Below are 21,872 nucleotides of genomic sequence, written 5' to 3'. Positions count from 1 at the left end.
TCAATCGGCAGGTTAGCATCATTGACACGTCAACAGGGAGGGGCGTTCCCCGGGTCACCGGCGGTTGCGCCGAGGAGGAGACAATGACGGCTCAAGCCTTCGAACTGGGGCTCAACTCGTTCGGGGAGGTGGCCACCGACGGCGACCGGACCCTGACCGACGCCGAGACGGTACGACTGCTCGTCGAGGAGGCCCGACTCGCGGAGTCGGTCGGCCTCGACGTGTTCAGCCTGGGTGAGCACTACCGCGAGGGCCACACCGACTCGGCCACGCCGGTGCTGCTCGCGGCGATGGCGACGGCGACCGAACGGATCCGTCTCGGCACCTCGGTCACGGTGCTCAGCACCAACGATCCGGTACGGCTCTACCACGAGTTCGCCACCCTCGACGCGGTGTCCGACGGGCGGGCCCAGCTGGTCCTCGGGCGCGCGTCGGCCACCGAGTCGTTCCCGCTGTTCGGCTACGACCTGGCGGACTACGAGCGGTTGTTCGAGGAGAAGCTCGACCTCTTCGTCCGACTCCAGCGGGACGAAACGGTCAACTGGTCCGGGACCGTACGAACGCCCCTGGTCGAGCAGCGGCTGCATCCGCGTATGCGTCCGGGCGGCATCCCCACCTGGATCGGCGTCGGCGGGAGCCCCGGCTCGGTGGTCCGCGCCGCCCGTTACGGACTTCCGCTCATGCTCGCGATCATCGGCGGGCGTCCGCAGCGCTTCGCCGGCCATGTCGACCTCTACCTCCGGGCACTCGAGCAGTTCGGGAACACCGCACAGCCGATCGGGCAGCACTCACTCGGCCTTGTCGCGGACACCGACCAGGAGGCGGTGGAAACATGGTGGCGGTACTGGCAGCCGACCGTGGCGCGGCTCGCCGAGGAGCGCGGCTTCTACAAACCGGACCGCGCACGCTACGAGGCCGAGATCGACCACGGAGCGCTGTTCGTCGGGTCCCCGGAGACGGTGGCCCGGAAGATCGCCACCATGGCCCGTGATCTGCGGTTGAGTCGGTTCGACCTCAAATACGACATCATGCACCTGCCTCGCGAGGCACGCGCGCGAACCATCGAGCTGCTGGGCAGCGAGGTCGCGCCGCGCGTCCGGGAGCTGTTGGCGAAGGAGCCCACCCATGTCTGACCTCGTGTTCGGCCTCGACACCTTCGGCGACGTACCGCAGGACGACAGCGGCACGCCGGTCTCCCACGCCGCGGCGATCCGTCAGGTCGTCGACGAGGCGGTGCTCGCCGACGATCTCGGCGTGGACGTCATCGCACTCGGCGAGCACCACCGGCCGGAATACTCGGTGTCGACCCCGGAGACCGTGCTGGCGGGCATCGCCACGCGCACCTCGCGCATCCGCCTCTCCTCGGGCGTGACGGTGCTCAGCTCCGACGACCCGGTCCGGGTGTTCCAACGGTTCGCCACCGTCGACGCGCTGTCGCACGGCCGGGCCGAGGTGATCCTCGGTCGCGGCTCGTTCACCGAGTCGTTCCCCCTCTTCGGGTACGACCTGGCGGACTACGACACGCTGTTCGAGGAGAAGATCGAGCTGTTCGCGAAGCTGCTCGACGAGAAGCCGGTCACCTGGAGCGGCACCCTGCGCGCCCCACTCACGGACGCCGACGTGTTCCCGAAGACCGAATCCGGGCACCTCAGCACCTGGGTGGGCGTCGGTGGCTCGCCGCAGTCGGTCGTCCGCACCGCGCAGTACGGGCTGCCCCTCATGCTGGCCATCATCGGCGGCGCCCCGGAGCGCTTCGCACCCTACATCGACCTCTACCGGAGGGCGGCCGACCAGCTCGGCACCACCGCGTACCCCGTCGGGATGCACTCCCCCGGCTTCGTCGCCGACACCGACGAGGAGGCGAAGGAGGTGTTCTGGCCGCACTACCGGGTCATGCGGAACCGGATCGGCGCGCTGCGGGGCTGGCCACCGATCCGGCGCGAGGAGTTCGACTCCGAGGTGGAGCACGGCTCGCTGTACATCGGCTCGCCGGAGACCGTGGCGCGCCGGATGGCGCGCGCCATCGGCAGCCTCGGCGTCGGCCGGTTCGACCTCATCTACACGGCGGGAGCCCAGCCGGTGAGCGCCCGGATGCGCGCCGTGGAACTCTACGGCTCCCGGGTGATCCCCATGGTCCGCGACATCCTCGCCGGCTGAACCACCACATCACCCCCTGGAGGGAAGACATGAACGGCAACGACGGGCCGCGGACCCTCGCCATCCTGGGGGCCGGCAAGGTGGGCACCGTACTCGCCCGGCTCGCGCTCGCCGCCGGCTACCGGGTGCTCGTCGCCGGCTCCGGCGACCCGGCGAAGATCGCCCTGACCATCGAGGTGCTCACGCCCGGGGCGACCGCGACCACCTCGGCCGACGCCGTGGCCGACGCCGACGTCGTCATCCTCGCCCTGCCGCTGGGCAAGTACCGCGCGATCCCCGCCGAGGCGCTGCGCGGCAAGCTCGTCGTCGACGCCATGAACTACTGGTGGGAGGTCGACGGCATCCGCGACGACCTGACCGACCCGCGCACCTCGTCCAGCGAGATCGTCAAGGCGTTCCTGCCGGGCGCGCGGGTGGTCAAGGCGTTCAACCACATGGGCTACCACGATCTCGAGGACGAGGCGCGACCGGCCGGAGCCGCCGGTCGCAAGGCCATCGCGATCGCCGGCGACGACCCCGCCGATCTCGCCGAGGTGGCGTCCCTCGTCGACGCGCTCGGCTTCGACCCGGTCGTCGCCGGCGCTCTCGCCGAGGGGGTACGGCTCGAACCGGGCAGCGAGTTGTTCGGCGCGAACGTGAGCGCCGCCGAGGTGCGGGCCATGCTCGACCGGTTTCCCGAGTCGGAACGCGGGCGGGCCGTCGCGTCCGCCCGAGGCTACGGGCCGCCCGGGTGACGCGCCGGTGCGCCGCGACGGTCAGACGACCCGGGCGACGGCCGCGTTGAACGACACGTCGCGCACTGACGGTCGCGGCTGCGGTGCGTCGTCGGCACGCCACCGCGACACCGACACGATGCCGGGCTCGACGAGCTCCAGGCCCTCCAGGAGGCCCGCGAACTGCTCAGTGGTGCGGGCCTGGAACCGGCCGTCCTGGTTGTTCGCCTCCAGTTCCGCGATCACCTCGGGCGGCAGATATTCCCAGGTCACGTGCGAGGCAACGACATAACTGCCGGACGGCAGCGCGGCGACGAGGCGGTCGAGGATGCTCCTGGGAGCCTCGTCGTCGCGGATGAAGTGCAGGATGGCCACCAGCATCAGGGCGACCGGCTGGGTGAGGTCCAGCGTGGCACGCAGATCCGGATGGGCGAGGATCCGCTCCGGCTCGCGCAGGTCGGCGTCGAGATAGGCGGTACGACCCTCGGGTGTGCTGTTGAGCAGGGCACGGGCGTGGGCGAGGACGATCGGGTCGTTGTCGATGTAGACGACCCGCGCCGCCGGGTCGATCGCCTGGGCGACCTCGTGCGTGTTGTCGGCGCTCGGGATGCCCGTTCCGATGTCCAGGAACTGGCGGACGCCCTGCTGCGCCAGGAACCGCACCGCACGGTGCAGGAACATCCGGTTCTCGACGGCGGCGAGCCGGATGGTGGGCATCGCGGCCGCCAGCGCGTCGCCGGAGCGCCGGTCGGCGGCGAAGTTGTCCTTGCCGCCCAGCAGGTAGTTGTACCTGCGGGCGGGGTGAGCGACTGTGGTGTCGATCCGGTCTGCCGCTGAGAGCTCTCCGCTGCCGAACGTCACCCGGGCCTCCCGTCGCCGCGATCTCTCCACAAGGTACACACCGGGTGAGCGGCACGGTGCCCGGTGGCCGTCACCGGTCGTCGTCGCGTACCCCGGTCAGGAGGTCGGCGGTGGTGTGTGCCCGCACGCCCGGGTCCCCGTCGTCGCTGAACCGCGCGACGACCGCACGGACGTACCGCTCGGCCGGCTCGGCGAGGCCGTCGTAGACGGCCGCGAACAGATCCCGGGCCGGTTGGCGGAGCCATCCCGCCGGGAGGAGTTCCAGCGGCAGACGCGGGTCGAGGATGGGAAAGCGCCGGAAGGTGTCCATGACCTCGGTGCGCGCCCGCACCGCCGCCGCGCCGTCGACCCGCCCCGAGCGCACGAGGGGCAGCAGCGGCGACCACCGCCGCAGGAACAGGTCGTAGTGCCCGCTGATCGCGTCGATGTCCCAGGCGTCGATGGGTGTCCGTTGGCTGGGCGTGTCGAGCATGGACTGTCGCCCCCGGAACACGGTGACGCGGCCCCCCGACAACTGCCCGAGCAGCTCCCGCGCGGCCGGGGTCAGGTCGTACGGCGAGATCCACAGTCCGTCGTACAGCGGCGCGTATCCGAGCCAGCGGAGCTGACCGCGCAGCGCCCGCCGCTGGGCGCCCCGGTCCTGGGGCAGCGAGAAGGCGACAGTCGTCCAGCACCCGTCCCACTCCGTCGTCGCGGCGGTGGACGTCAGGATCCACTGGGCGCCGGCGGAGAGGTTGGTGGCTGCGGCGCGACTGAGCCGGTAGGAGCTGCGACGGCCGTGCCTGCTGCCCTCCAGCACTCCCCGACGGGAGAGCCGACTGATCGCGGTCCGCGCGCCGGCCGTGGTCACGCCCGACTCGGCGAGCAGCGCGACGATGCCCGCGGACGGGAGCGCCGCACGGGTCCGGACGGTGTAGTCCGCCAGCAGGGTCACCGCCACGCCCTGGGGCGAGGTGCCGGCCTGCCTCCGGGGCAGCCGAAGCGAGTGCTCCCCGTCGTCCGGATAGATCTCCTCGATGTCGAACGGGCTCGCCACGGGCCCTCCGGGCTCGGCTCAGGGACGTTGTCCCGACTGTAGACCGATCGTCGGCGGACGGACGCACCCCATTGATCGAGGACCGTCGATTGACACTTATTCGCCCTGAGAGGACAATATCTGCTACGCGATCCCGTACGGAGCCGGCAGGGCACCCACACGTACGAGGCGACGCGCGATCACCGCGGGCGACCGGGCACACCCGCGAACCGAACGCGCGGCCAGTCCCAGCCTGCACAGGTGATCGAAGGAGTCGTCCCCGTGAAAGTCAGAAGGAAACTGCTACTGCTCGGCCTCGCCGCGTCGCTGGTGGCCGCCGGCCTGCTGGTTCCCACCATCGGCCCCGCGTACGCCGCGTCGCTGGCCGAGGTCACCAGCTTCGGCGACAACCCGGGCCGGATGCGCATGCACGTCTACGTGCCGGACGTCCGCCCGTCCCGCCCGGCGGTCGTGGTGGCCATGCACGGCTGCGGCGGATCCGGTCCGGGCTTCTACTCCGGCAGTGAGTTCGCCGCCCAGGCCGACCGGTACGGATTCATCGTCATCTACCCGAGCGCAACCCAGCAGGCCGGGTTCGGCAATTGCTTCGACGTCTGGTCCGACGCCGCCAAACGCCGCGGCGGAGGCAGCGACCCCGTGTCGATCATCTCGATGATCCGGTACGCGCAGCAGCAGTACAACGCCGACCCCGACCGGGTGTACGCCACCGGCAGCTCGTCCGGCGGCATGATGACCAATCACATGCTGGCCCTGTACCCCGACGTGTTCAAGGCCGGCGCCGCGTTCATGGGCGTGCCCTTCAACTGCTTCGCCAACGCGGCGGACTACCCGCCCGCCACCAGCCAGTGCACCGGCGGCAGCATGAACCGCACCCCGCAGCAGTGGGGTGACGCGGTCCGTCAGGCCTACCCCGGCTACTCCGGCCCCCGGCCGAGGGTGCAGGTGTGGCACGGCACCAACGACACGCTCGTGCCGTACTCGCTCCTTCAGGAGACGATCGAGCAGTGGACCAACGTGTTCGGGCTCAGCCAGACACCCACGTCCACCGACACCCCGCAGGCCAACTGGAACCGGCGCAGGTACGCCGACGCCAGCGGCGCCGTCCAGGTCGAGGCGTACAGCATCCAGGGCGCCGGACACAGCCTGCCGGCCGGCGGCATGGCCGCGGCCGCCATCGGGTTCTTCGGCCTGACCGCCCCGCCCACGACGCCTCCGCCCACGACGCCGCCCCCGCCCACGACGCCACCGCCCACGACGCCGCCTCCGCCCACGACGCCGCCGCCGGGTTCCGGCGCCTGTCGGGTGAGTGTCGCCGTCAACGCCTGGAACACCGGGCTGACCGAGAACATCACCATCACCAACACCGGCACGAGCGCCGTCAACGGCTGGTCACTGGTGTTCACCCTGCCCGGTGGGCAGAGCGTCACCTCGGGCTGGAACGCCAGCTACTCCCCCAGCTCCGGGCAGGTGACGGCCAGGAACGTCGCCTACAACGCGGCCATCGCGCCGAACGCATCGATCAGCATCGGCTTCCAGGCCACGCACACCGGCAACGCCGCCGGGCCGAGCTCTTTCACCCTCAACGGCGCGGCCTGCACGACCGCCTGACGTCAGCGATCCTCCGGACGATCCGAGCCGCCCCCGTCGCGCACAGCGGCGGGGCCGGCTCGGCGGTCGTCGACGGGACGCAAGCCAGCTAGCTGCCGGCCGGCACCTGGTCCGTGATCTCGTCGTAGCCGACCGCCCCGGGCGCGTCGGTCGGCGCGTAGATCACGCGGATCACGCCCGTGGGGAACGCCTCGGTCGCGGTCACCTTCAGGTGGTACGGCGTCCCGCCGTCGTCGAACAACCTGCGGCCCTTGCGCGCCGCCACCGGATGCACCAGCAGGCGCAACTCGTCGACAAGTCCCGCGGCGAGAAGCTGCTGCACCACCGAGATCGACCCGGGGATCAGGACACCCCTGCTGTCGGGGTCGGCCCGCAGCGCGGCGACGGTGTCCAGGAGGTCACCGGAGAGCAGTTCCGAGTTCCGCCAGGAGAATGTCAGTGGCTGACGCGAGACGACGATCTTGCGCATGTCCCCGAGTTGCTTGGCGAACGACGCGTCCTCCCCTCCGGCGGCCTCCCGGTCCGGCCAGGCGCCAGCGAAGCTGTCGTAGGTCTCCCGGCCGATGAGCAGGACGTCGGCGGTGTCGTAGTCCTCGCCGACAGCGCGACCCATGTTGTCGTCGAAGTACGGGAAGTGCCAGTCGGGGTCGATCTCGGCCACACCGTCGGCCGAGATGAACAGCGTGGAGATGACCTTTGCCATCGCGGTGCCCCTTCGAATCGGGTGATGTCGTCAGGTGAACCGCCACAGCATCCCAAAAATCGTCGGCCGGCCACCGACACCTCGCCGCGATCGAGGTCGTGGACCGCACCCCGGCCGGGGATATGGTGCGTCGATGAAGGACCTCACCGACCTGTTCCGCCTGGCCGCCGACCACGCCGCCGACTACCGACGCTCGCTGCCGGACCGGCCGGTCGCGCCGCCGCCCGGTCGGGCCGAGGCGACCCGGACGTTCGCCGGCCCGCTGCCCGCCCAACCCTGCCCGCCGGAGCAGGTGGTGGCGGACCTGCTCGCCGCCGCCGAGCCCGGTCTCGTCGCCAGCGCCGGCCCGCGCTACTTCGGTTTCGTGGTGGGTGGCGCGCTACCGGCCGCGACGGCCGCCGACATGCTCACCGTCGGCTGGGACCAGCTCGCGTTCAACGCCGTCACCTCGCCGGCCGCCGTCGCGGCCGAGGCCACCGCCGGAGCGTGGCTCAAGGAGCTGCTCGGGATACCGGCGACCGCGTCGGTCGGCTTCGTGACGGGCGCCCAGGCCGCCAACACGGCCGGGCTCGCCGCCGCCCGGCACCAGGTGCTGGCGGACGCGGGCTGGGACGTGGAACGGCGTGGGTTGCTCGGTGCGCCGCCGATCCGGGTGATCGCCGGAGCCGAGCGGCACGCCACGATCGACAGGTCGCTGCGCCTGCTCGGCCTCGGCGTGGACGCCGTACAGCCGGTGCCTGCCGGCCCGAACGGCGCCATCGACCCCGGGGCGCTGCGCGACGTCCTGAGCGACGGCCCCGCCGGCCCCACCATCGTGTGCCTCCAGGCCGGGAACGTGAACACCGGCGCCTGCGACGAGTTGCGGGAAGCCAGCGAGCTGGCGCACCGGAACGGCGCCTGGGTGCACGTCGACGGGGCCTTCGGCCTGTGGGCCGCGGTGAGCCCCACCACCCGCCATCTCGTGGACGGGCTGGAAATGGCCGACTCGTGGGCCTGCGACGGCCACAAGTGGCTCAACCTGCCGTACGACACCGCGTTCGCGTTCTGCGCCCGGCCCGACTCGCACGCGGCGGCGATGTCCCTCAACGCCGCGTACCTCGTCGGCGCCGACGGCGTGCCGGCGGGCGCGGCTCTCACCGCCGAGTCCTCGCGCCGGGCCCGGGGGTTCGCGGTCTGGGCCGGCCTTCGCGAGCTGGGGCAGGACGGGCTCACGGCTCTGGTGGATCGCTGCTGCGCGTTGGCGCGCCGGTTCGCCGAGGGTCTGACCGCGGCCGGGTTCGAGGTCGCCAACGAGGTGGTCCTCAACCAGGTGCTCGTCGGTTTCGGTGACGACGCGCGCACCGACCGGGTGCTGGCCGCGGTGCAGGCGGACGGCACCTGTTGGGCGGGCGGCACGACGTGGCGGGGACGGCGGCTCATGCGCATCTCGGTGTCGAACGCCACCACCACCGAGGCGGACGTGGACCTGTCGATCGCGGCGATCACCCGTCTCGCCGCGTGACGTCGTCGGCCGCACCCCGATCCGTCCGGTCACGGCGACGATTCTCACAGGCGTCTCCGGCAGGTACGGGCGGAGCAGGAGCGGCACAATCGGTGTGTGGCGAGCCCACGACGACCGAGTTGACATGAAGTGTGGTTGAAGTCTTAACCTCCGCCGTGGATCACGTTGCTCGCTGTTGGAGGACATCTGATGAACCTGCCCCGCCTTCTGAGCCCGCGGACCGTCGCGAGCGCCCACTGCGATCTCCCCTGCGGCGTCTACGACCCGGCCCAGGCCCGCATCGAGGCCGAGTCGATCAAGGCGATCTCGGAGAAGTACCAGGCCAGCGACGACCCGGAGTTCCGCACCCGGTCGCTGATCATCAAGGAACAGCGGGCCGAGCTGGTCAAGCACCACCTCTGGGTGCTGTGGACCGACTACTTCAAGGCGCCGCACTTCGAGAAGTACCCGCAGCTGCACACCCTCTTCAACGAGGCCACCAAGCTGGCCGGTGCCGGCGGCGCCAAGGGTGCCACCGACCCGGCCGTCGCGGAGCAGTTGCTCGCGAAGATCGACGAGATCGCGAAGATCTTCTGGGAGACCAAGCAGAACTGAGCCGTCGGGACCGGGTGGCGCTGCGCCACCCGGTCCGGCGCACCCCGATCGGGAGGACCGCATGACGCCGCGCACCGACCTCGTCGAAGACCTGATGAGTCGATTCCCGCACGTGCCGCGCGAGGCGGTCATCAAGGAGGACCTGCTGCGCGGCGGCCTCGCCTTCGACGACTCGGCGTTGACCGACAACGAGAACGGTGACGTCAAGCCGAAGTCCTACTTCATCTTCTCCTTCGACCACCGCACGCTGCCGGAGCTGGGGACCGCCGCGTTGCGCCGACCGCCGGAGGAGATCGTGCTCACCGGCGGGCCGTACGAGCTGCGCCGGACGGTCGTCTCGGTACGCACCAACCCCGGGTCTCCGTACCGCGTCCGCACCGACAGCGACGGGCGGCTGCGCCTGTTCCTGGACGGCCGGCCGATCGCCGACGTCGGACTGCCGCCGATGCCGAGCTACTACCGGCACACGCTCGCCAACGGAAAGTCGGTGATGGAGGTCGCCCCGACCATCCAGTGGGGCTACCTCATCTACCTGACCGCGTTCCGGGTCTGCCAGTACTTCGGGGCGAAGGAGGAGTGCCAGTACTGCGACATCAACCACAACTGGCGGCAGCACAAGCAGGCGGGTCGTCCCTACACGGGGGTCAAGCCCGTCGACGAGGTGCTGGAGGCCCTGGAGATCATCGACCGGTACGACACCGAGCGGGCCTCGCAGGCGTACACCCTCACCGGCGGCAGCATCACCTCGCACGTCGGCGGGCTGGCCGAGGCGGACTTCTACGGCCAGTACGCGCAGGCGATCGAGGAGCGGTTCCCCGGCCGGTGGATCGGCAAGGTCGTCGCCCAGGCGCTGCCCCGAGCCGACGTGCAGCGGTTCCACGACTACGGGATCCGCATCTACCACCCCAACTACGAGGTGTGGGACAAGCGGCTGTTCGAGTTGTACTGCCCGGGCAAGGAGCGGTACGTCGGCCGCGAGGAGTGGCACCGCCGGATCCTCGACTCCGCCGAGGTTTTCGGCCCGCGCAACGTCATCCCGAACTTCGTGGCCGGCGTCGAGATGGCCGCACCGCACGGCTTCACGAGGGTGAACGAGGCGATCGACTCCACAGCCGAGGGGCTGGAGTACTTCATGTCGCGCGGGATCACCCCGCGGTTCACCACCTGGTGCCCGGAGCCCACCACGCCACTCGGCCGGGACAACCCCGAGGGCGCTCCGCTGGAGTACCACGTCCGCCTGCTGGAGGTCTACCGGGCGACGATGGACGCCCACGGCCTGTCCAGTCCTCCCGGCTACGGACCGGCCGGAGCGGGGCGAGCCGTCTTCTCGGTCAGCTCGTTCATGGACAGCCTGCCGTCCGGGCCGGCCTGACCGTACGCCCGGACCACCGGACGCGGCTGAGCCGGCCCCCCATGACGGAGCCGGCTCAGCCGATCGTGTGTCCGGTCAGCTGTTGAGTCGGGCGAGGAGCGCCGTGGCCATTCCCTGCTCGCCTCGGGCGTTCGGGTGGAACGGGGCCGCCGCGTTCTGCGGCACGAGTCCCTCGACCCACCGGGTGCCGCTGCTCTTGCACGCGTCGCGCCCGATGGACGGGGTGTAGACGTCGGCGTAGGTGGCGCCGTTCGCGGCCGCGGTGTTGGCAAGCATCGCGTTGAGCGACTTCTCGACGGCGCGCAGGTACGGCACGTCCTGGTAGGCGATCGGGACGACGGGCCAGCAGCCGTATCCGCTGTCCGGCACGATCGCCGGGTAGCCGAGCACCACGACCCGCGCGCCCGGCGCGGCCCGGCGGATCCCCTGGAGCACGCTTGTCACCTTGGGCGCGGTGGCGGTGATCCGGGCCTGCAACTGGTCGACGCCTCCGGCGGTGTAGCGGTTCTTGCACGGCGACCCGAGCGGGCTGCTGAGGCTGGCCTCCGCGCAGTCGCCGATGATCCCGGCGAAGCCGATGTCGTTGCCGCCGATCTGCACCGTGACCAGGGCGGTGTTCGACGTGACCGCGCTGAGCTGCGGCGGCAGCGTGATGCCCAGTTGGCCGGTGCCGCCGTAGAGGATGTCGTCAGTGGTGGCGCCGGAGCAGCTCACGTCGGCGAACGACGAGGAGCCGGCGGACGCGGCCACCAGGGCCGGGTAGTTGCGGTTGGACCGCAGGCAGTTCAGGTCGATCTGCGTCGGGACCAGCGGGCCGGAGGTGTACGAGTCACCCAGAGCGACGTAGCGGCCGGTGGGCACGGCGGCGCTGGCGGGTGTGGCGACGGCGAGCAGCACGCCGGCGGTGGCCGTGGCGAGTGCGGCCAGGCGGGCGGCTGCGCGCAGGAGCGGCAGGCGGGGACGGGTCATGACGCCTCACAGACGGATCACGGTGGGGGTGGTGCCGAGATCCTGTCGTCGTCGACGGGCTCACGTCAATATCGACGGTCCTCACTAAATATCGCTGTGGAGTGTGGGACGCAGAGGTGCCGCTCCCGCCCGGGCGGGACCACGATCGGGGGCGTGCGGGTGCGGACGATCCGCCACACCCGCACGCCCGGCGTGGCCGTCAGAGGGTGAACACCACTGTGGAGATGCTGCGCGGGCCGACGTTGACGGTGGCCTGCCCTCCGTTCACGCTCGTCGGTTGACTGGCCGCGTTGGCGTTCTGCGAGGTCAGGTAGTGCTCCGCCCGGGTGACGTTCTGCGGCGCCTGGATCACCGCGTTGTTGACCGCGCTGTTCGACCGGTTGAGGATCACCAGCGTGATCTTCCCGTCGCCCTGGTAGGCGGTCACCTCCAGCGGTGTGGCCTTGGAACTCTTCGTCAGGGCGACCCGCTGGTAGCCGGGGCGGACGTACTTGGCGTACTGCGAGAAGGCGTACCCGCGCTTGAGCGGGGCGCCAGCGGTCGTGCCGTACGCCGCCTCGCCGTCACCTATGAAGGAGTAGTAGCGCTTGCCGTACCACCAGATGTAGGCGCTCCAGTTCGACTCCATCGACTTGTGCACCGTGCGCATGATGTCGTCGAGCGTCTCGTCCCAGACCGCCAGGTTGCTGGGGTTGCCCCAGATGTTCGAACCGCTGCCGTCCGCCTCGTGGTGGTTCCACTCGGTCATCCACACCGGCTTGCGGTACTGCTCGGCGAGGGGGTACGGCTTCAGCCGGCCCGACTCCTCGGTGCCGTACAGGTGGCCGCCGATGTAGCCGATGTTGTTCCGGGCGGTCGTGTCGTTCAGGGTCGGGTCGGTGAAGCCGTAGTTCATGTTCACCGCCTCGGCGACCATGAGCTTGGTGTTCTGCACCCTGGCGCCCTGGTCGCGGACGAAGTCGCGCAGCTCGGTACCGCTCCAGTCCATCGAGTCGTAGTCCGGGTGCCAGTCCGGCTCGTTCTGCACCGAGGTGACGTCGACGTTCACGCCCTGGTTGCGCATGTACTGCACGTAGCTGTTCAGGTGGTTGGCGTAGTCGTCGTAGTAGTCGGTCTTCAGCTTGCCGCCGTTGACCCGGCTGTTGTTCGTCTTCCACGCGGCCGGCGCCGTCCACGGAGACGCCAGGATCTTCACGTTGGACCCGTACGACTTCGCCGTCTTCAACGAGCTGACATGCGTCGCCCACTCGCTGGAGACCGGTGACAGGCCGGTACGCACGATGGACAGGCCCAGTTGGTTGGCACCCATCCCGACCAGCGTCTGCGTGTCCGCCGTCGACCAGGCGCTACCCCAGATGGACTGCGCGGCACCGAACCCGTCGACCGTCTGGTACCGGGTGGCGCTGTTCACCGTGATGTCCGCCGGCCCGTTCGGCGGCGGGGTGGTCGGGGGCGGGGTGGTCGGAGGTGGGGTGGTCGGAGGCGGCGTGGGTTCCGTGCCGCCGGTGCAGCCCACCCCGTTCAGCGCGAAGCTCACCGGAGCGGGGTTGCTGCCGGTCCACGAGCCGTTGAAGCCGAAGGAGGCCGTGCCGTTCGTCGCGATGGCCCCGTTGTAGTCGACGTTCCGTGCGGTGACCGTCGCGCCGTTCTGCGTCAACGACGTGTTCCACGCCTGCTGGACGGTCTGACCCGCGTCGAAGGACCAGGTCAGGGTCCAGCCGCTGACGGGAGCGCCGAGATTGGTGATGGTGACGTTGGCGCCGAAGCCACCCTGCCACTGCGACGACACGCTGTAGTCCACCGAACAGCCGGCGGCCGCGGCGCCCGCCGGCGCCGCCAGGGCTACCGCCGTCGATGCCAACAGGACCGCGCCGGCCGACACCAGGGCGGCGTTGCGCACTCTGAGTTTCCTCATAGAACATTCTCCTGAGCTGGGGTGACGCACCACGATCCACGGCGTCACGCGTGAGAGTTGGCGTCTGCCCATGGGCGTACGCATCGCTGTTAGCGCTAACAGGCGCGGCCCGATCGCACCCGTACCGGCATACACAGTTGCCCGATGGCACACCGGGCTCCCCACAGCGTGCCAATCTCTGCGACATAGACTTTCGCGGATGTGTTGGCCGCCCGTCAAGGTGCCTCACGCCAGCCGGCCCCGCTCGCGTCCGGGTCGGGACACGTGCGGGGCCGGATGGTCGGCCGGTGCGTACGGACCCGTCAGGCGCCGATCGCCACGGCGAAGATGTGCATGGTCGGCACACCGGACGCGGGTCGGGCACTGATGTTCGGCAGCTCGACCCGGGCCACGGCCCTGTTCTGCAGGGCGACGCCGACGTAGTAGATGCACGCAGCGGTGTTCTGACGCACGTTGCCCGGCCGGTTCTGGTACGCCGACACGATGGCCGCGGTGGCCCCGGACTGCGGCCCGCCGTACCAGTCGGGCGAGCTGAGCGTGAACGCCTGGCGGGTGCCGTCGGCGTAGACGACCGTTCCGGTCCCGGACACCGCCCCGTAGGTGCCGGTCAGCAGGAAACCGAGCGTGCTGCCCGTGCCGGTCACGCTGATCGCCTGGCCCGAGGCGATGGCGTTGTCGGCGAGACCGGGGCTGACGTTGGGCCAGCGGAAGGTGACACCGTTGCGGCTCACCGTGCCGCCCGGGCTGGCACCGGCCTGCGCCAGGGCCTGCGCGGAGAGCGTCGCCCCGTTGCCGTCGAAGTTGCCGACGCCGGTGTTGGTGTCGTTGGTGATTCCCGCGTTGCTGAAGCTCTGCTCCAGCGTCGGTGTCGTGGCGCCGGAACTGGTGACCCGGTAGGTGCGCCCGGCCTGCACGGTGACGTCGACCAGGTCGCTCTCGATCCGGGTGGTCCGGGCGGCCGTACCGTCGGCGGTGTCGACGACCGTGACGGTCCCGGTCAGGATCCGCGACCGCAGGCGGACCGTACCTGCGCGGTCCGGCCGCAGCAGAATCTCGGTGGCCTGTCCGTTGGCCCAGGTGATGCCGACCGTGTGCCCGCCCCGGGCGCGCAGACCGGTCACCCGGCCGCTCGGCCAGGCCGGCGGAAGTGCCGGCAGGACGTGCAACTCACCGGCGTGGCTCTGCAACAGCATCTCGGCGATGCCCGCGGTGGCGCCGAAGTTGCCGTCGATCTGGAACGGCGGGTGCAGGTCGAACATGTTCGGCGCGAGCCGTGCGGTGGTCGCGAGATAGCGGATCAGGTCGTGGGCCCGCTTGCCCTCCTCCATCCGCGCCCAGAAGTTGATTTTCCAGGCCAGCGACCAGCCCGTGCCGTCGTCGCCGCGCAGCTCCAGCGTCCGGCGCGCGGCCTCGAACAGCTGCGGGGTGCCGCGCTTGGTGATCTGGTTGCTGGGGGCCAGGCCGTACAGGTGGGAGATGTGCCGGTGGTTGCGCTCGGTCTCCACCCAGTCGTAGAGCCATTCCTGGATGTTGCCCCGGGATCCGATCTTCATCGGGGGGAGCCGGTCGCGGGTGGCGCGCGCCTGGGCGCGGAACGTCTCGTCGACGCCGAGGATCTCGCTGGCCCGGGCGCAGCCGTCGAACAGGTCCCGCAGGATCTGGTTGTCCATCGTGGGGCCGGCGCAGACGCTGGCGTCCGTGTGGTGGCTCAGTTCCGGTGAGTTCGACGGGTTGGTGACCAGGTAGCCGAGGGTCGGCTCGGTCACCAGGGTGTTGAGGAAGAACTGCGCGGCACCCTTCATCGCCGGATAGTTCGCCCGCAGGAACTCGACGTCACCGGTGAACAGGTAGTGGTCCCAGATCAGGGTGCTCAGCCAGGCGCCGCCGGTCTGCCACATGCCCCAGAAGGCGCCGTCCACCACGGAGGTGGCCCGCCACGCGTCGGTGTTGTGGTGGGTGACCCAGCCGCTTGCCGCGCCGTACTGCACCTGTGCGGTACGGGTGCCGGTGACCGCGAGGTCCCGGACCATGTCGAACACCGGGCTGTGACACTCCGACAGGTTCGTGGTGTTGGCCAGCCAGTAGTTCATCGGCAGGTTGGCGTTGATCGTGTACTTGGAGTCCCAGGCCGGGGTCAACGAGTCGTTCCAGATGGCCTGGAGGTTTGCCGGCTGGGTGCCGGGCCGCGACGACGAGATCAGCAGGTACCGGCCGAACTGGAACAGCAGCGCGGAGAACTGCGGGTCGTTGACGCTGTTGTGCTGGGCGATCCGGACGTCGGTGGGCTGGTCGGCCGCGGCGGTACGGCCCAGGTCGAGGCTGACCCGACCGAACAGCGCCTGGTAGTCGGCCACGTGCCGGCTGCGCAACTGGTCGTAGCTGCTGGCACGGGCGGCCGTGAGACGCCCCCGTGCGAGACCCTGGTAGTCACCCCCGACGTTGCGGTAGTTGACGTAGCTGGAACCGATGGAGATCAACAAGGTCACGCTCGTGGCGTTGGTGACCCGCAGGGTGCCGCCGGAGCTGGACACGCTGCCGCCGCCGACTGTGGCGTTGGCCAGCGCGAGGAAGCGGACCGCACCGTTGACCCCCTCCTGGTTACCGGAGACGCCGTCGAGGGAGATCGTGGCGCCGTCCGGGCTGGCGACCGAGGTCCGTTGCGGGCTGTCGAACGTGGCGGTGAACGAGATCGACCCGGACCGGTCGGCGGTCAACCGCATCGCGATGACCTGGTCGGGCGCGCTCGCGAACACCTCGCGCTGGTAGCGGACACCGTTCATCACGTACGTCACCGAGGTGGTGGCGGTGGTCAGGTCCAGTTGCCGGTCGTACTGCGAGGCGGAGCCCGAGGTGGGGAAGGTCAGCCGGAGGTTGCCAACGGTCTGGTAGGCCAACTGCCCCACAGGGTTACCGAGCATGGCCTGGTTGATGAGGTTCTGGGCCTGGGTCCACTGGTTCGCGAAGACCAGCCGACGGATCTCCGCCAGCGCCCCGGCACCCCTGGTGTTGCTGGGATCGTGCGGGCCACCGGCCCAGACGGTGTCCTCGTTGAGCTGTAGTCGCTCCGCGTCGACGTTTCCAAACACCATGGCGCCGAGCCGGCCGTTTCCGATCGGAAGCGCCCGCAGCCAGTCGGTGCCAGCCGATTCGTCGTACCAGAGCGCCAGGTCCCCGGCGGCCAGCACCGCCGGCGGTGCCGCCGACTCACCTCGGGCCACCGCCGTCCACGGGAGCGGCAGCAGAGCGCCGCCCGCGCCGGCAGCGCCCATCCGCAGGGCCTGCCGTCGGGTCAGGTCTGACATCGATCGATCCTCCAAACGGTGACCGATCCGGCCACCCCACGCGCGACAGGGATGAGAGCCACAGTGGATCCGCTCGGTGGTGCCACACCACGACGTCGCCGCGTGGGTCCTTGGCGGCCCATGGACAGTCAGACATCCGATGTGTTTCGCGAAGGTTACACCGGAGCCGCGAGATAGGCAATGATCGATCGATGTGGACCTTGCCGCCCCACGGGGACAGTGACCAGGGAGATTCAGACGACGCCCGACAGTGGCGGCGGCGGCAGGCAGGGCCGATACCAGCAGGAACGACGGCCAGACACGCGACAGGCCGCACATACATCAGATGTCATAGGCCGCCAGGCGCGGTCTTTCGTCCGGCGGGACCACCGGTCGTGGTCCCGCCGGACGAAAGGTGGCCCAGCTAGCCGTCGGTCCGGCCGACCAGGGAGATCAGGTGGTCCGCTGCCGGACCCGACGACGCCGGGTTCTGACCGGTGACGAGCAGACCGTCGGTCACCACGTACGGCTCGAAGTTTCCCGCCTTGGAGAACTCGCCGCCCTTGGCGACCAACTCGTCCTCGACGAGGAACGGGACGACCGTCGTCAGACCCATGGCCCCCTCCTCGCTGTCGGTGAATCCGGTGACCCGCCGTCCGGCGACCAGCGGCTCACCGTCGGGCGTCGTGCAGTGCCGCAACACCCCGGGCGCGTGGCACACAAGCGCGATCGGCTTGCCCGCCGCGACGACCCGCTCGATCAGTTTGACCGAATTGTCGTCTTCGGCGAGGTCCCACAGCGGGCCGTGGCCCCCCGGGTAGAAGACGGTGTCGAAGTCCTCGACCGCCACCGAGTCGAGCCGTACCGTCGCGTCAAGCTGGCGTTTCGCCTCGGCGTCCGCCTCGAACCGGCGGGTCTCGTCCGTCTGGAAGTCCGGCTCCGTGCTCTTCGGGTCCAGCGGCGCCCGCCCGCCCCGGGGCGAGGCGAGCGTCACATCCCATCCGGCGTCCCGAAAGCGGTAGTAGGGCGTCGCCAGCTCCTCGAGCCAGAAACCGGTCTTGTCTCCGGTGTCCCCCAACTGGTCGTGCGAGGTCAACACCATCAGAACCTTGGTCATGTCCACTCCTATCAGCAGTTCTGCTGATAGATACCCCTGGTCGGCGAGGGCGATACCATGGCCTCCGTCTCCCGCCCGCGACCGTCAGCCAGCACCCCGGGGAGTTCAGGACATGCTCGGTGCCCGTGCCACCGCCGGGCCGCCAGGACGGCCGGCGACAGCGCTCGTCGCGGCGTCGGCCCTGGTCGCCCTGGCCGCGTGCGGCACCGCCGACCCGACCGGGGCGCCGACGCGCGACAGTGGCGAGACACCCGCCAGCGCCTCCCCGACACCCGACCGCAGCCAGGACTTCCGCCGGCTGGAGGAGACGTACGGGGCGCGGCTGGGGATCTACGCCGTCGACACCGGCACGGGCCGGACGGTGACGTACCGCGCCGACGAGCGGTTCGCCTACGCCTCGACGTACAAGGCGCTGGCCGCCGCCGAGGTCCTCGACGAGACCACCGACGCCGAGCTGGACCGGGTGGTGCGGTACCCGGCGAAGGACCTGGTGGCGCACTCGCCGATCACCGAACGGCACGTCGCCGACGGGATGACGGTGCGCGCCCTCGCCGACGCCGCCGTCCGCCACAGCGACAACACGGCCGGCAATCTGCTGCTGCGTCACCTCGGTGGGCCCCAGGGGTTCGAGGCCCAACTGCGCGGGATCGGTGACACGGTCACCGACGCCGCCCGGTACGAGACCAGCCTCAACGAGGCGACTCCCGGCGACCGGCGGGACACCAGCAGCCCTCGGGCACTGGCCGGCGACCTGCGGGCGTACGCCGTCGGCGACGCCCTCGAACCCGCCGACCGCGACATCCTCATCGGCTGGCTGCGGGGCAACACCACCGGCGGCGCGCTCGTCCGGGCCGGCGTCCCCGACGGCTGGGTCGTCGGGGACAAGACCGGCACCGGCGGGTACGGCACCCGTAACGACATCGCCGTGATCTGGCCGCCGGATCGCGCCCCGGTCGTCCTCGCCGTGCTGTCAAGCCGCGACGAGAAGGACGCCACCCACGACGACGCCCTCGTCGCCCGGGCCACCGAAGTGGTGATCGCGCAGCTCTGACCGCGCGTCGCGAGCGACACCACGCGTAGCCCTGGGCCGTCGTCCGGCGACCGCCCGACCGGCCGCCGCGCGGGCTCGGTCACCGCCAGATCCGGTCAGGGGCAGCGCACCACCTGGCCGGCGTAGGACAGGCCCCCACCGAAGCCGAACAGCAGCACCCAGCCCCCGGAGGGGATCTCGCCGCGTTCCACCATCTTGGACAGCGCCAGGGGGATGCTGGCGGCCGAGGTGTTGCCCGAGTCGACGACATCGCGGGCGATCACCGCGTTCGCGGCGCCGATCCGTTGGGCCAGCGGCTCGATGATGCGCAGGTTGGCCTGGTGCGGCACGATCGCCGCCAGCTCCGCCGGATCGACACCGGCACGCTCGCAGACCGAGATGGCGATGCGCGGCAGGGCGGTCGTCGTCCACCGGAACACGGTCTGTCCCGCCTGCTGGAACGTACCGTCGCGTCCCTCGATGCGGACGGCGTCGGACATCTGCGGCACCGAGCCCCACACCACCGGCCCGACCTCCGCCTGGTCGGCGGCGGTGAGGACCGCCGCGCCCGCTCCGTCACCGACGAGGACGCAGGTGCTCCGGTCCGACCAGTCCGTCCAGTCCGACAGCCTCTCCGCGCCGACGACGACCGCCGTGCGGGCGGCCCCCGCGCGGATGGCATGGTCGGCGGTGGCGAGGGCGTGCGTGAAGCCGGCGCAGGCGACGTTGAGATCCAGCGCCGCCGGGCTCGGCAGACCCAGCTGTGCGGCCACCCGGGCGGCGATGTTCGGAGACCGGTCCTCGGCGGTGCAGGTGGCGACGAGGACGTAGTCGACGTCCTCGGCACGCACGCCGGCGTTCTCCAGAGCATGCCGGGCCGCGTGGGCCGCCATCGAGTCGACGGAGTCGGCCTTGTCCGCGATGTGGCGGGTGCGGATCCCCACCCGGCTGCGGATCCACTCGTCGCTGGTGTCCACCATGCGGGCCAGGTCGTCGTTCGTGAGCACGGTGGCGGGCTGGTAGTGGCCGAACGCGAGAATGCGTGAGCCAATCATGGGCGGTGCTCCGATCGTCGGCGCATCGTGCGCGTGGCGCGAGGGACGACATGCTTCCCGGACAGGATGCCACCGGCGGACGTGGTGTCCGCCCCGTGACCACATCGTGGACGATGTGGTCACACCCGCCCGAGGCCGCCCCTCCCGCCGCACGGCGTGCCGTCGCCGCTGGTGGAGGCCGTGCCCGCCGCGTCCGCCCGGGCGGCGCTCACGACGGGCTCAGCTCACGCCGCCTCTTTCGCGCGACCCGATGGCCCTGAACGCTTGAGGGCGACGACCCCACCGACGATGAAGATGCCACTGAGGATCATTCCGACGACATTGCCCTCGGCCAAGGTGCCGAAGATGCCCAGAAGCCCCACGATGACCGCCACTCCCCCGACAAGTCGCAGGACGTAGTCGCCGACAGACATGCGTCGTTCATTCGTCATGGTGACTCTTGTTGCCCGGCGTCCAGGTACCGCAAACGGCGTTGGCGCCGTGCGGTCGTCACCGTCCGTTCGGCCTCTCGGTCGCGGTCGCCGCGATGACGGCGTGCCGTCGATGAGTGCCATCGGTGGACCGCTGAAGGCGCTCCACCTCGGTGAACCCGGCTCGCGCCAGCCGCGCGGAGAACTCGTCGACGGGCCAGCGGTAGGCGGTCACGACCTTGTGGTCGAAGGCGTCGACCTCGTCCCCGTCGAAGAAGCCGACCACCACGGTCGCCTGTGGAGCGGCCGCCCGTCGGAGTCGGGCGAGCACGCCGTCGAGATCCTGCGGCGGAAGGTGGATCAGTGAGTACCAGGCCAGGATGCCGGCGAGCGAGCCGTCGGCGACGTCGAGGGCGTCGATGGACCCGAGCCGGTACCTCCCGTCCGGGTGGGTCGCCCGCGCGTGGTCGATGAACTCGGGCACCATGTCGACTCCGGCCGCGTCGACGCCAAGCGAACGGAGGTGGGCGGTGATGTGGCCGGGCCCGCAGCCCAGATCGAGCACCGGGCCGGGGTGGCCCGCCAGATGCCGTTCGATGAAGGCGAGGTCGTCCGGGTGCACCTGCTCGCGGCTGCCGAACAGCCCGATGTAGAGCTGCGCCACTGACGAGTACGCCTGCCGGACCTGTTCCGCGTTCACCTGCCGACTATAGAAGCTCGATCCGGCGGGCGGGTGACGGCGGTGGCGCGGACGTGTGGGTCCGCGCCACCGCAGTGCTCGTACAGCAGGTTCAAAGCCGCGCCGCGGGTGCCGGGGTGGCTACCCGGTGCGGACCAGCTGCCACTGCTGGTTGTTGCCACCCCAGTCGGCGTACTGGACGACGTTGCCGCCGTCGGCGGTGGACGCGCCCTGCACCTCGACCGCCTTGCCGCTGTTGCGGTTGATCAGACGGAGGTATCCACCGGCGGATTCGGCGAGCCGGAACTGCTGGTTCGTACCGTTGCCGTCACTCCACTGGACGATCGCTCCACCGTCGGCGGTGGAGAAGTTGTAGACGTCCAGCACCTTGCCCGAGTTGCGGGACTTCAGCCGGTAGTAGCCACCGCCCGAGTCCACGAACTGCCACTGCTGCCACGCCCCGTCGTTCCTGGCCCACTGCGCGATCCGCGCACCGTCGGTGGTCGCCCGCTCGTACACGTCGAGCGCCTTGCCACTGTTCCGGTTCACCAGCACGTACCAGGCGGTGGTGTCCACCGGGGTGCCCGGCGGGGGCGTCGTCGGGTTCGAGCCCGCGTTCAGGGCGTTGAGGACCGAGGTGTACGCGGCCTTCTTGTTGCCCGACCTGTCGAACAGCAGCGCGTTGTCGCTCCCGCGCCACGAGTCGCTGTCCCGTACGCCCCACACGGTGATGCCGGTGCAGCGGGAGACGTTCATGCAGGCGCGGGTGACCGATCCGAAGATGTTGGCCTGGTTGGAGCCGGTCATCACGTCCAACTCGGTGATCTGCACATCCACACCCAGATCAGCGAACCGCTGCAGATTGGCCTGA

Annotated in this window: 18 protein-coding genes and 1 pseudogene; 8 read left to right on the top strand and 11 right to left on the bottom strand. The window is 70.5% G+C overall.

The window, feature by feature from the left end:
- Positions 1-83 precede the first annotated feature (83 nt).
- Genes ABZS77_RS28675 through ABZS77_RS28665 form a run of 3 tightly spaced genes read left to right on the top strand, consistent with a single transcriptional unit; the run spans position 84 to position 2,891 of the window.
- Entirely contained in the window at positions 84-1,133 is a 1,050-nt protein-coding gene (locus ABZS77_RS28675) for an LLM class flavin-dependent oxidoreductase (protein ID WP_354829223.1), read from the top strand.
- A complete protein-coding gene (locus tag ABZS77_RS28670; RefSeq protein ID WP_354829221.1) occupies positions 1,126-2,157 on the top strand; it encodes an LLM class flavin-dependent oxidoreductase in 1,032 nt (343 codons plus the stop codon). Before ABZS77_RS28675 ends, ABZS77_RS28670 begins: the two co-directional genes overlap by 8 nt.
- Positions 2,158-2,186: 29 nt before the next feature.
- A complete protein-coding gene (locus tag ABZS77_RS28665; RefSeq protein WP_354829219.1) occupies positions 2,187-2,891 on the top strand; it encodes an NAD(P)-binding domain-containing protein in 705 nt (234 codons plus the stop codon).
- A 21-nt stretch (positions 2,892-2,912) separates the two neighbouring features.
- On the opposite strand, the gene ABZS77_RS28660 is transcribed toward ABZS77_RS28665, so the two are convergent.
- On the bottom strand, positions 2,913-3,731 hold the full coding sequence (locus ABZS77_RS28660; RefSeq protein WP_354829217.1) for an SAM-dependent methyltransferase: 819 nt from the start codon (positions 3,729-3,731) through the stop codon (positions 2,913-2,915).
- 70 nt (positions 3,732-3,801) lie between these two features.
- Positions 3,802-4,767, bottom strand: a complete 966-nt coding sequence (locus tag ABZS77_RS28655) for a PaaX family transcriptional regulator C-terminal domain-containing protein (protein ID WP_354829214.1) — start codon at positions 4,765-4,767, stop codon at positions 3,802-3,804.
- A 261-nt stretch (positions 4,768-5,028) separates the two neighbouring features.
- Between ABZS77_RS28655 and ABZS77_RS28650 the strand changes: the two genes are divergently transcribed.
- A complete protein-coding gene (locus tag ABZS77_RS28650) occupies positions 5,029-6,375 on the top strand; it encodes a PHB depolymerase family esterase (protein WP_354829212.1) in 1,347 nt (448 codons plus the stop codon).
- Positions 6,376-6,463: 88 nt separating this feature from the next.
- Here ABZS77_RS28650 and ABZS77_RS28645 read toward each other — a convergent pair whose 3' ends face one another.
- A complete protein-coding gene (locus ABZS77_RS28645; RefSeq protein ID WP_354829210.1) occupies positions 6,464-7,078 on the bottom strand; it encodes a dihydrofolate reductase family protein in 615 nt (204 codons plus the stop codon).
- Between the two features lie 133 nt (positions 7,079-7,211).
- Here ABZS77_RS28645 and ABZS77_RS28640 point away from each other — a divergent pair, with 133 nt between their 5' ends.
- The 3 genes from ABZS77_RS28640 (at position 7,212) to ABZS77_RS28630 (ending at position 10,545) form a co-directional block, all read left to right on the top strand.
- Complete coding sequence (locus ABZS77_RS28640; protein WP_354829207.1) at positions 7,212-8,579, top strand: aminotransferase class V-fold PLP-dependent enzyme; 1,368 nt, start codon at positions 7,212-7,214, stop codon at positions 8,577-8,579.
- 189 nt (positions 8,580-8,768) lie between these two features.
- Positions 8,769-9,173 carry a superoxide dismutase, Ni gene (gene sodN, locus ABZS77_RS28635; protein ID WP_354829204.1) on the top strand — a complete coding sequence of 135 codons (405 nt, stop codon included), beginning with the start codon at positions 8,769-8,771 and terminating at the stop codon, positions 9,171-9,173.
- A 61-nt stretch (positions 9,174-9,234) separates the two neighbouring features.
- Positions 9,235-10,545: a radical SAM protein gene (locus tag ABZS77_RS28630; RefSeq protein WP_354829202.1), complete on the top strand. Its 1,311-nt coding sequence runs from the start codon at positions 9,235-9,237 to the stop codon at positions 10,543-10,545.
- Between the two features lie 75 nt (positions 10,546-10,620).
- Here ABZS77_RS28630 and ABZS77_RS28625 read toward each other — a convergent pair whose 3' ends face one another.
- The 4 genes from ABZS77_RS28625 to ABZS77_RS28610 form a co-directional block, all read right to left on the bottom strand.
- A complete protein-coding gene (locus ABZS77_RS28625) occupies positions 10,621-11,514 on the bottom strand; it encodes an SGNH/GDSL hydrolase family protein (RefSeq protein ID WP_354829199.1) in 894 nt (297 codons plus the stop codon).
- A 199-nt stretch (positions 11,515-11,713) separates the two neighbouring features.
- On the bottom strand, positions 11,714-13,429 hold the full coding sequence (locus tag ABZS77_RS28620; protein ID WP_354829196.1) for a cellulose binding domain-containing protein: 1,716 nt from the start codon (positions 13,427-13,429) through the stop codon (positions 11,714-11,716).
- Between the two features lie 302 nt (positions 13,430-13,731).
- On the bottom strand, positions 13,732-16,731 hold the full coding sequence (locus ABZS77_RS28615; RefSeq protein WP_354829193.1) for a glycoside hydrolase family 95 protein: 3,000 nt from the start codon (positions 16,729-16,731) through the stop codon (positions 13,732-13,734).
- Between the two features lie 403 nt (positions 16,732-17,134).
- The gene (locus ABZS77_RS28610; protein WP_354829190.1) at positions 17,135-17,827 is read right to left on the bottom strand and encodes a type 1 glutamine amidotransferase domain-containing protein; all 693 of its coding nucleotides are present in this window, start codon (positions 17,825-17,827) and stop codon (positions 17,135-17,137) included.
- A 112-nt stretch (positions 17,828-17,939) separates the two neighbouring features.
- Between ABZS77_RS28610 and bla the strand changes: the two genes are divergently transcribed.
- Positions 17,940-18,878: a class A beta-lactamase gene (gene bla / locus ABZS77_RS28605; protein WP_354829187.1), complete on the top strand. Its 939-nt coding sequence runs from the start codon at positions 17,940-17,942 to the stop codon at positions 18,876-18,878.
- Positions 18,879-18,973: 95 nt separating this feature from the next.
- On the opposite strand, the gene ABZS77_RS28600 is transcribed toward bla, so the two are convergent.
- The 4 genes and pseudogenes from ABZS77_RS28600 to ABZS77_RS28585 form a co-directional block, all read right to left on the bottom strand.
- Positions 18,974-19,912, bottom strand: a complete 939-nt coding sequence (locus ABZS77_RS28600; protein ID WP_354829184.1) for a beta-ketoacyl-ACP synthase III — start codon at positions 19,910-19,912, stop codon at positions 18,974-18,976.
- 224 nt (positions 19,913-20,136) lie between these two features.
- The gene (locus ABZS77_RS28595; RefSeq protein ID WP_354829181.1) at positions 20,137-20,343 is read right to left on the bottom strand and encodes a hypothetical protein; all 207 of its coding nucleotides are present in this window, start codon (positions 20,341-20,343) and stop codon (positions 20,137-20,139) included.
- A gap of 58 nt (positions 20,344-20,401) precedes the next feature.
- Positions 20,402-21,022, bottom strand: a complete 621-nt coding sequence (locus tag ABZS77_RS28590; RefSeq protein WP_354829179.1) for a class I SAM-dependent methyltransferase — start codon at positions 21,020-21,022, stop codon at positions 20,402-20,404.
- Between the two features lie 129 nt (positions 21,023-21,151).
- Positions 21,152-21,872 (bottom strand): annotated as a pseudogene (locus ABZS77_RS28585) (RICIN domain-containing protein); the annotation flags it as partial.

This window comes from Micromonospora sp. NPDC005298 (assembly GCF_040607375.1).
In the GTDB taxonomy this organism is placed as follows: Bacteria; Actinomycetota; Actinomycetes; order Mycobacteriales; family Micromonosporaceae; genus Micromonospora.
The sequence above is the reverse complement of the archived record's forward strand: the minus strand, read 5'-3'. Positions and strand labels throughout refer to the sequence as shown.